The organism is Mesorhizobium sp. M0808, assembly GCF_040320025.1.
In the GTDB taxonomy this organism is placed as follows: domain Bacteria; phylum Pseudomonadota; class Alphaproteobacteria; order Rhizobiales; family Rhizobiaceae; genus Mesorhizobium.
In genome coordinates this window covers 1-9,865 of sequence record NZ_JAMYOX010000083.1, presented here as the reverse complement: position 1 = coordinate 9,865, position 9,865 = coordinate 1, and the positions used below count along the sequence as shown (strand labels likewise).

Annotated in this window: 6 protein-coding genes and 4 pseudogenes; 2 read left to right on the top strand and 8 right to left on the bottom strand. The window is 59.0% G+C overall.

The genetic code is table 11. The annotated features are described in order from the left end of the window. Positions 1–88 precede the first annotated feature (88 nt). Positions 89–280 (top strand): annotated as a pseudogene (locus NKI25_RS35460) (transposase domain-containing protein); the annotation flags it as partial. Between the two features lie 390 nt (positions 281–670). On the opposite strand, the gene NKI25_RS35455 reads toward NKI25_RS35460, so the two are convergent. From NKI25_RS35455 to NKI25_RS35440, 4 genes are all read right to left on the bottom strand, one after another. After that, a complete protein-coding gene (locus NKI25_RS35455) occupies positions 671–2,296 on the bottom strand; it encodes a N,N-dimethylformamidase beta subunit family domain-containing protein (RefSeq protein WP_353000792.1) in 1,626 nt (541 codons plus the stop codon). Between the two features lie 18 nt (positions 2,297–2,314). Then, positions 2,315–3,058 (bottom strand): amino acid ABC transporter ATP-binding protein, encoded by a 744-nt coding sequence (locus tag NKI25_RS35450; RefSeq protein ID WP_353000794.1) that lies wholly within the window; start codon positions 3,056–3,058, stop codon positions 2,315–2,317. 119 nt (positions 3,059–3,177) lie between these two features. Next, positions 3,178–4,152, bottom strand: coding sequence for an amino acid ABC transporter permease (locus tag NKI25_RS35445; protein ID WP_353000791.1), 975 nt, complete (start codon positions 4,150–4,152; stop codon positions 3,178–3,180). 63 nt (positions 4,153–4,215) lie between these two features. After that, positions 4,216–5,049: a transporter substrate-binding domain-containing protein gene (locus NKI25_RS35440; protein ID WP_353000789.1), complete on the bottom strand. Its 834-nt coding sequence runs from the start codon at positions 5,047–5,049 to the stop codon at positions 4,216–4,218. 602 nt (positions 5,050–5,651) lie between these two features. Here NKI25_RS35440 and NKI25_RS35435 point away from each other — a divergent pair. After that, positions 5,652–6,089: pseudogene (locus NKI25_RS35435) on the top strand (NAD-binding protein); the annotation flags it as partial. 675 nt (positions 6,090–6,764) lie between these two features. Here the strand turns inward: NKI25_RS35435 and NKI25_RS35430 are convergent. The 4 genes and pseudogenes from NKI25_RS35430 to NKI25_RS35415 all read right to left on the bottom strand — a co-directional run. Beyond that, positions 6,765–7,279 (bottom strand): annotated as a pseudogene (locus NKI25_RS35430) (ATP-grasp domain-containing protein); the annotation flags it as partial. Between the two features lie 238 nt (positions 7,280–7,517). Further along, the gene (locus NKI25_RS35425; protein WP_353000786.1) at positions 7,518–7,925 is read right to left on the bottom strand and encodes an IS1096 element passenger TnpR family protein; all 408 of its coding nucleotides are present in this window, start codon (positions 7,923–7,925) and stop codon (positions 7,518–7,520) included. A gap of 73 nt (positions 7,926–7,998) precedes the next feature. After that, positions 7,999–9,277, bottom strand: a pseudogene (gene tnpC, locus NKI25_RS35420) (IS66 family transposase). An 11-nt stretch (positions 9,278–9,288) separates the two neighbouring features. Beyond that, entirely contained in the window at positions 9,289–9,828 is a 540-nt protein-coding gene (locus tag NKI25_RS35415) for a hypothetical protein (protein WP_353000784.1), read from the bottom strand. Positions 9,829–9,865 lie beyond the last annotated feature (37 nt).

Sequence of the window (9,865 nt, the reverse complement as noted above, 5' to 3'; positions counted from 1 at the left end):
CCCCGACCAGCTCCGCCGATCGCCCGTTGCTCAACCCGCGCCATACGGCGTACAACCCGCCGAGGCTCTAATTGCCGCTGGATGAAAATTCGGTGGCAGGTCAGATGGAGCCACGGCCAGCGCCGTCATATACAGCCTGATGCTGACCTGCCGCGCCTGTGGCGTCGTCGAGCCCTTGGCCTGCTTGCGCTACGTCCTCAGCGAACTGCCGCAGCGCGCCACAGACGCCGACATCACCGACCTGCTGCCCTTCAACTTCGCCAAAACCGCCGCTGCATGATCCGATGCAGCCGTCTGACAGCGACCCCGTCAAACGGGCCGCGTCAACGCGCATGGAAATGAGCGCTTACGCGCAAAGGCTATTGCGGTTACCGCTTGCCTAAACCCACACCAATAAAAGATCCGTGCACCAACGCCACTCCCCATGTGTTGGTGGCTAACGCTCCGGTTTGATGCCGAGAAAATTCTACTTTGAAGCCAGTTATTCTGCGGGGGATCTCTGGCTTCTTGTGAAAGTTAAGCCGTCTCGCCTGCCAATTGATGCGGATACGATTTCGCGGTGGGCGCGGCCGTTAAAAATTCCGAGTGCTTGGGTTTGCGTATCGGAGAAGACCGCCGAAACACCGCCTTCAATGACATCGACGTGTTCCACTGCTAGTCCAATCCCCGTTTACTTGCGGCCTAGATAGCGGTTTAGCACGTTGCGGGTAACACATTCGACCATCGCGTCATGCCTGAGAAGGCCAGCCACCCATTCACAGGTGCCGGCGTGAAACACCTCGCCCTGGCCGCGCTTGAAATTCACGATCATTCCGCTGCCGCGCTTGACCTTTTCGAGATTCGCGTCACTCGCCTCGCCAAACACCGACTCAGCGGTGGAGCGACCGTCAGAGTCCCCAACCCAAGTATCTTCAGGTCGCAAATGGCGGCCTTCTTCGACGAAGGTGCCCATTCCTACCGCAAGGATCTCAAGCCCTTCCGGTGCGCCGCTCATAGTGGTGGGGTAGGGCAACCCGTTGCGGATTTCGTAGTCCAGCCCATCGAGCTCATAGCCAAATATGTGGCTCTCCGCGCCGAGAAGGTCGCCGTAATACAGTCCTGTATCGGCGAAGGCCCAGTGGTCCGGCCGATAGATGGGGAAGCCTCGTACGCCGCGTGGCGCGAGGCCTCCCCACCCGGCATAACAGCCATTGCTGGAGTTCAAGCCGAAGGTCTTGCAACCTGGCCGACCGATCTCTGGCGCCTCCCATGAAGTGGTGGCGCGGCTGACGTCGCCGCTGCCATACACCGGGTCCCCGGCCGCCTTGTCCCTGGTGTCCTTGTTGTAGCAGACCTGTCGGCGCCCCTCGTCCTCCAGCCTTATCTGGGTTCCGAAATTCCCGGCAAAGCGGGCGACGTGGCCGCCTAGGTCGACGAACGCGTCAACGGCGTCGCGCATTTCCCAAGTCCAATATTCGTCATGGCCGACGAACACGACGCAGTCGTAATCGAGCAGGATCTCTGGTGAGAAATGCAGTTCGTGCTGGCTTGCGAGGTCAACCGCATACCCTGCGCGCTCGGCGAAGCGGAAGAAGTGCCTATCATAGCTGGCCCATCCGGCGGCGGGGTACTTCTTGGAGTGCCCGGTGGCGTAGGCCCATTCCAATTGCGGATAGCGCGGTACGGTCTTGGGCGGCGGCACCATTTCGAGAGGCACGCGCGGCGCTTGCGACGGGAGTACCACAAAACCGCGGCCCCATGGGCGCTGCGTTGAGACGATGGGCGAATAAAGATCGTAATGGTTGGCTCCGCCCCAAGTGTTGTAGGCGAGCCAGGTACTGGTGGCTGCCACCTGCAGAATGCGGCCCGGTTTTCGGCCTGCTTTCGGAAGCACAATGACGATGTGCTGACAACATATTGGTCGACCGTCTTTGCCTTCCGCCGTCAGCTTCAGACGGTAGCCGCCGGACGGCCAGTCCGCCCCAACCTTAAACTCAAAGGTCGTTTCCCAGCCGCTGCCCTCGACCCCGCACTCGGCCGGCGTGTCCTGCCAGCGTGCGTCGATGCCGCTTTTCTCGAAGACCCGCGTCTCGTCCGCACCGTCGCGCACGATCTCAAGAGCGACGCGCGGCGCGGTCGAAGTCACCTGAAGCAGCACGGTCTCGCCCGGCCGGTAGGAAAACCGATCGCTGTAGCACCAGATCTCGCCATGATCCCCGTCCATGCCCGGCATTTCATAATAGCGGCCGCGCACAGCAAATTGCCGCTGCTGCGGCGTCAGACCGAAATCCGGATATTCGTTCGGAAGCTTCGTCATGATGGGTCTTTCAAATCATCAATGCTTCAGGATCTGGCTGAGGAAGAGTTTTGTTCTATCGTGCTGGGGACGGGTGAAGAAGTCGTGTGGTTTGCCTTCTTCGACGATCTGGCCCCAATCCATGAATATAACCCGGTCTGCGACGGCGCGGGCAAAGCCCATCTCGTGGGTGACGCAGACCATTGTCATGCCGTCGCGCGCCAGACTTGTCATGGTTTCAAGCACCTCCGAGACCATCTCCGGATCGAGAGCCGAGGTAGGCTCGTCGAACAGCATCACGGCCGGTTCCATGCACAGCGAGCGGGCAATGGCAACACGCTGCTGCTGTCCTCCAGACAGCTGAACGGGGTATTTGTTCGCCTGTTCTGGAATGCGCACGCGCTCCAGGAACTTTAGCGCGGTCTTCTTGGCCTCGGCTTCGGGCACGCCCTTGATCCACATTGGACCCGCCATACAGTTCATCAGCACGGTCATATGGGGGAAGAGATTGAAGTGCTGGAACACCATGCCGACATTCTTGCGAACTTCGGTCACGTTGCGCATTTTGTTGTACAACCTGATCCCGTTGACGACGATCTCGCCCTGCTGATGCGCCTCCAGCCGATTGAAGCAGCGGATCAACGTCGACTTCCCGGATCCGGAGGGGCCGCAGATGACGATGCGTTCGCCCTTGCGGACGGTGAGGTTGACATCAGTCAATGCTCTGAAGGTGCCGTACCATTTGGACACGTTCGTCGCTTCGATAATTTTGTCCGCATTCATTGGCACCTGCTTCTGACTGGAAGACTCCTGGGATGAGAGTGGTACGCGAAGCACATTGCCCATCGCCTGCGAGGAATCGCCTCCATCAAGGCCTGTCAACTGACTTAGGTTGCTTACACTCATCGCACTTTACTCCTCGCGAAGTGACGCTCCAGCCGTGATTGACCCACTTCAAGACAGGCGGACATGATCCAATAGATAATCGAGGCTGTTACCAGCATCTCCATGTGATGGAAGGTCGGCTGGCCGATCGTACGAGCAAGGAAGGTCAGTTCCCACACCCCGAGAACCGAAATGAGCGAACTGTCCTTCAACATCGAGATGAAGGTGTTTCCCATTGGCGGGATGATGACGGGGAGCGCCTGCGGCAGGATGATCCTGCGCATGGTGAGGCCAAAGCCGAACCCGATAGATCGTGACGCTTCCCATTGGCCGCGGTCGATGCTCTGGATACCCGCGCGGAAGATTTCCGTCATATAGGCTCCGACGCAAAGCGACAGTGCCAATATGCCGGAAGGAACGGCATCGAGGACGATACCCAGTTGCGGCAGTCCGAGGTAGATCAGGTAAATCTGCATGAGCAGCGGCAGACCGCGAAAAAAGGATGTGTAAAAATTGGCGATCGCGTAGGCGAAGCCATTGCTCGAAAGCTTTGCGACCGCTCCAATGATTGCGATCACGGACGCAAAGAATAGCGAAACAGCCGAGACGTAGATCGTGGTCACTACCCCCTGCGTGATCAGGTATGGCAGATTCTCCCAGATGAATGGCATGCTTAGGTTAAATGCTTTGAAGAAGGCAAAGAACAGGGCCAGCAGTTCAATCCAAACGATGCCGATCTGTACCTTCAACGGAGCAAAACCGATCAGAACGAGATTGAGGCAGAACATGACTGCAATCACAATGGCGGTCGCGACACGCCCATAGATGCCGCTTTGCATCGGGTCGCCGATGACGGGTCGCATCAGTTCGCCGAAGGTGGTGCCCGTAAGGTTGATCATGAGAAAGACCGCGAGCACGACGGCAAAGATCGAGGCTACAAACCAAGGCTTGTGGACAAGCACCTCGGATTCAACTGTATCTAAATAAAGCATGGGGGAAGTCCTCTACGACATAGCGGCCCCGGCAAAGCCGGGACCGTCTCACCTTGCCCAGTTCTATTTTTCGAAGGTGTAATCCACGCCGTACCATTTCATCGAAAGCTCGGTGAGCGTGCCATTATCCCTCATAGCATTGACGGCAGCCGCAATCTTGTCGTGGAACTCCTTGTCGCCAGGTAGGATCGCAATGGCGCCTGGTGTGGTGAGCAGTGCCGGCTCGAGGATCTTCAATGGGTAGCCGCCCTTGATCGCAGCGCGCGCTGTTGCGTCGTCGGTAAGCACCGCATCGAGACGAACACCGTCGCCGAGACGCAGGTCATCAAATGCAATATTTGAGCTGGTGGTGATTTTCACTTCGCCCGGCTTGAACTGATACGTTGTAGGCTTCGCGTTTTCCCAGCCCGGTGTAAAAGTGTGGTTGGCATAAGCCTCGTAAGCGCCTCCAGCGACCATGCCGATCACCTTGCCTTCAAGGTCCGCCGGCTTGGTCGCCTTACTATCCTTGTGAACGACGGCAACTATCGGTCCCCAACCGAGGATAGCCGGGAAGTCAAACAGTTCTGCCCTGGCCTTGGTCGGTATCATACTGCCCATGGCCATGTCCCAGCGCCCCTGCCACTTGCCAGCCGCGATGATGTCCCAGCTTGGCGTTACGAACTTGGCATCCACACCCAGATACTTCGCGATACCTTTGGCGATCTCCACCTCGTCGCCATCGAGTTCGTGCTTCTCGTTCACGTGCGACGCCGGACCCCAGTCCGTTCCCACCGCCACCGTCAACGTTTTCGCTGCAAGCACCCGGTCAAGCACCTCGCCGGCATGAGCTGAGGCAGAGAAAACCGCCGACACAAGCGATGCCACTGCTGTGATAGTAGTCAGGATCTTGTTCATTATGCATCATTCCCCTATGTTGAAGTTCCTAACCATGGTTACGGCTTGCTCCGCACCACAGATTTCAACCGATCGGCTGATCCGACGCTCATTCCGAGCAATCTCTAAAGCACCCGCCCGGGTGATAAATGGGCGCGAGGAAAAATGTGATCGCCTCGCACGCTGTCGATCGTTCTGCCCATCGGGATGCCGGGTCGACCGCTCGCCATGATGATTGTTCAAGCGCTCATGAAGCCCTCCCCTAAAGATCGCAGCCTAGGAATCTGCTGAACACGCTGCGCGTAATACGATCGGTGCAAAAATCCCGATCAGTAGACCGTTCACCCATTCACAGGTCCAGCGCAGAATACCTCACCTGCGCCTCTTTCACCGGTGCCGGAGGGGGTTCGCGGGGCCAAGAGCCCGCATTCTGTCCAACTCCCCATAGTTGGGCATCCTTCAATCCGTCAGAATGAATTATCTTTGATCCACTTGCCATGTTTGGCATCACAAAGTCAATTGAAAACTATGCCATTCTGAGTCAATTTGCATGCTCTTAAGCGGGAGACGCGACGTTCGTCCGCACCGCGCCGCCGGCGCCACGATCGCCAAAGACGGCCGCCGATGTGTTTGCCAAGTCCGACATGATCGTCAAGGTGAAGGAGCCGCAGCCCAATGAATGGGTCCAGCTTCGCGACGAAGAAATCCTCTACACCTATCTCCACCCCGCTCCGGATCCCGAGCAGACCAAGGGCCTGCTGGCCTCGGGCGTCACCGCCATAGCCTATGAGACGGTGACCGATGACCGCAGCGGCCTGCCGCTGCTGGCGCCGATGTCGGAAGTCGCCGGTCGCCTGTCGATCCAGGCCGGCGCGACCGCGCTGCAGAAAGCCAATGGCGGCCGCGGCGTGCTGCTCGGCGGCGTGCCCGGTGCGCTGCCCGGCAAGGTCACCGTGCTCGGCGGCGGCGTTGTCGGCCTGGATGCAGCGAAGATGGCGGCCGGCCTCGGCGCGAACGTCACCATCATCGACCGCTCGATCCCTCGCCTGCTCCAACTCGACGGCATGGAGCCTGAGTATGGCGTCATCTGGGTCTACCACCTCAGCGACAACGACGGCGTAATGGCCTTCACAGACTTCGGCGTCGACATCCTGCGACCGATCATATCCAACCATCGCGAACGCACCTGACTGAACCCGGCGCTCACCAGATGCTTACGCCGCAAAGCAGATGCAGGTTAACAAGGTGACCGTTGCTCTGGCCGCCAAGATCGCCCGCATGGCTTGGGCGATCATCACCAGGCCGGGCGCCATGTACGAACGACACGATCCGGTCGTTGCCTGAAGGCGGGGCTATCGGAAAGCGAGGCTCATGATCCTGATGACGAAACCGTCGATCGGCGCGCGCATCGTAAGCTCTGTGCGAAAAAAGCGTGCTCCTGCACGAACCATTTATCTGACAACAATGCGCGCGTATCTCATCATTGTCATTCGCGGAAAGTGACCGCGCCAATCGAGACCCTGGTCGAGGGCGTGGCTGCCGCATGGCTGATGACGAACTTCGCGACGTCGCGTGGCACATCGGTGTGATCCGGCGTGGAAGACTTTTACCCGCCGATTGACACACATCGGCGCCATATATCGCCTATGAAGTAACGTCCGCGCGGGGCCGAATCTGCAACCTGCAACGCTTGTTCCTCCTATCGTGCATGCATGCTGGGCGTTCGGCTAATTCATATCGACATTGCGGCACAATCGGACACCGCTGCTGCCGGTACCCACGGCTGGCTTAACAACCACCGGCAGGCCGATCTCCGCAGCAGACCTTTCTACGTCCGTCGCATTCGCTGCCAAGCGATAATCAGGCATCGGCACTCCGGTCTTCGCGAGAAGCGGACGTTGAGCGAATTTATCGCAGCATCGTTCAATCGATGCGGGGTTCGGTCCCGGTAGATCGAAATGCCGGCAGAGCTTGCCGACTGTCGCATAGAGCGACTCGTCGAGGGGCGTAAAAGCTGGTAATGCCAGCGATGTCATACTTCGCACGCAGGTGGGAACATTCGTCGATTAATGCATCGAGATTTTCTGTATCGACTTGGATTGCCTCAATCCCTTCCGCCGCAAGATAGTCGTACTCAGTTGGAAGCCGACAGGGTAATTGGATTAAGACCAAGTCGTCGTGCTGCTTTCACGTATATTAGACCAATACTTCTGTGGCCTTCAAGCAGGATGAGCGCTCTTCTCGGCTCCAGTACATTATAGGGACCCAGATAAATGGTAGCGATTATCGGCGAAGATTTTCGATACCGAGTTCGGTCCAGATTCACTGGAAATCATAGGTCGCTATGGGATCGTTGGGGTCAGGCTGGCTTGAAGAACGGTTTTCAAGATATTTGAGCCATTCGGCGACCTTCTCGCGACCCTTGGCGGTTTTGATGGCCTCGCGCGGGGAAATATTACCCAGCATTCCGACGGGCTGATCGAGGGTAATTACCCACCCCCTCGCCCCCTCGATGCGGCACAGTGCGTCGTCACTCGTCCTCGATGTCCGGGTACTGCGGGGGGAGCCTTGCCGATCTTGCTGACGATCCTCGGGTAATTGGAATCGGGCCGCGCCTGCCCTGTTCCAATAACTTCAGCGCGGAAGCGCCACTCGTCACCGTAGTCGTACAAGAAGGTCATTGCCGAGCCCACCTTCTGGAAGGCCGTGATGACGCGCGTGCCTTTCACGCTGCGAGAGCCGCTCCCCTCTATGTCGTCGAAGAGTTCGAACCGCTGGGGCGAGTCGAACAGCTTTCCCGTCAGCTTTGAATAGAAGCCGTAGGCGTGGTCCATGTCGAAGCCAAATGCCGCTATGATGGCTTCGGCCAGATCCGCTAGCGTGCTCGAACTCGACACCTCGATGTCCCGATAAGCCGTGCCCGAAGAGAGGCTCGGAAGATCAAGGTCGCGGGCTCAGTCATGGCGGATTTCAGGCGCTGACGGTTTGAAGGATGATTTTGAAGGGGTTCGTGCCCGGCGCGAGACGAGCCGTGTCGACGACGGTTCGAATGTCGGCTTCGCCCTGAGCGGCCCACATGGCGCGCCGTTAGTGATCTTCCGTTGAACGACGGCGGGTCTCAGCGCCCGTTCGCAGGCGTTGTTCGTCGCGTCGACCATTCCTGGCCATTGGGCAAAGGTCAAAAGTTGATCGCGAGCTCGCCTGAACTTGTTTTGGATGTCGCGGGCCAGATCGCACGACGTTGTGGTGGCGAGGATATCGTTCAGACTTAGCTCCAGGGCGCGACGCTTGCCGGCGATGGTCGAGGCGGCGAAGGTTTCGACACCGTCGGCTAGGGCGAAGGCCCTTTGCAGCCAACGCTTGAGCCGTGAGGGCAGCATGTCCTCACTTGCCTCGTCCGCATAGGCGACGTCGCGGGCGAGATGCGCCAGGCAGGTCTGATGCGCATTTGCGTGCCCTTGTTGCGCGGCATAGCGATCGGAACGCCAGACGTCGGGCCGATGGCCGTCCATCAGGGTCCGGACCACGACGGCGCCGCGCGTTGGCGCCGCTTGATGAACAACCGCTTCGGGGCAGCGAAACACCCAGTGGTAGGCGTTGCTTCCTTCGATCCGCACGCCGGTCTCATCGGAGGCGATGACCTTGGCCCGGCGCAACGCCGCGACGGCCTTGTCGCACTCGGCCGCGAAGGCGCCCTGCGCACGGCGCAACATGTTCATCAGTCCGCCCTGGCTGATGGTGAGACCGAAAAGGTTCGCGAACGCGCCCTGCAGCGCTCGTAGGACAGGGCCTGGAAAGTCTTGAGATAGGTCGCTACGGCGTGCACGCGTGGCCCGAACGGCGTCCCCTTCGCCGCATCTGGCACAGCCGCGACGACCAGCGTGCCGCAGGACGGGCAACGGACTGCCAGACGCCGATGGCGCTCAATCAAAGGCCTGATCGCGGGAAGCTCAATCTTATCGTGCTCGCTGACGGTTTCGGCAGGAAGATCGCTCGACAGGCTGGCGCGGCAGCAAGGGCATTGGTCGGGATGATGATCGATGATGCGATCGGCATCCTCACTCATGGCGCGGCTGTGACCTTCATGACCCGCCTTGGCGCCGCCAGGCTTTGCCCTGTCCCGACGCTCCTTGCGATCGCTCGACGGTGGCTTGGACGACGTGCGTGATGTCTTCTCTGGCCGCTGCATCCGCAGCACCAGATCAATCAACTCTTCCTTCGTCAGACGCTGCAAATCAGCGCGATCCATTCCGCATAGATTCAGGGATTCTTGCCCCTGACAAGGGCGTGGGTAATTACGATCGAGGGTTTCGCGATACTGCTTGTCCAAAACTCATGAACGACTTTTGTGGCGATCTCGGGTGGCAGCTCCGGACGAGCCGTATCCTTGTGGACGGGCCTTTCGGCCATCATTTGCTCGACGGTACGGATTTCGGTGAGCGGCTTTTCAACCAGATCGTTCAGCGCCCCCTGCATCAGCGCCGTTCCTTTTTCGGCTCGGGCGGCGGAATTGGTCGACAGGTGCAGGAAGCGGCCCTTCAGTTCCACATTGCCCACCACCCGCGCGCCGTCCTCCATGGAAGTGTCCCATGCGAGGTTTCCAGATTTGCCGGCCTTGAGCCTTCCCTTCGGGATGTCGCCAAGCCAGTTCCAGAATTTCGCGTTCTCCTGTCGCAGAGCCGGGACTGTCTTCAGCCGGGCGGTGATTTCTTTCGGGGTGATCCCGGATGCCAGCGGAAAGCGCACATCGTGGAAGACGATTGCGTCACCGTCGCTATTCTCGAAGGTGGTCTGCTCCATCCGCATCGTCCGATCCAGGGTGTCGAACAGCCATGAG

Bases quoted from the DNA above. Each gene is read 5' to 3' on its own strand.
- NKI25_RS35455 (WP_353000792.1), bottom strand. From the start codon at position 2,296: ATGACGAAGCTTCCGAACGAATATCCGGATTTCGGTCTGACGCCGCAG.
- NKI25_RS35450 (WP_353000794.1), bottom strand. From the start codon at position 3,058: ATGAATGCGGACAAAATTATCGAAGCGACGAACGTGTCCAAATGGTAC.
- NKI25_RS35445 (WP_353000791.1), bottom strand. From the start codon at position 4,152: ATGCTTTATTTAGATACAGTTGAATCCGAGGTGCTTGTCCACAAGCCT.
- NKI25_RS35440 (WP_353000789.1), bottom strand. From the start codon at position 5,049: ATGAACAAGATCCTGACTACTATCACAGCAGTGGCATCGCTTGTGTCG.
- NKI25_RS35415 (WP_353000784.1), bottom strand. From the start codon at position 9,828: ATGGAGCAGACCACCTTCGAGAATAGCGACGGTGACGCAATCGTCTTC.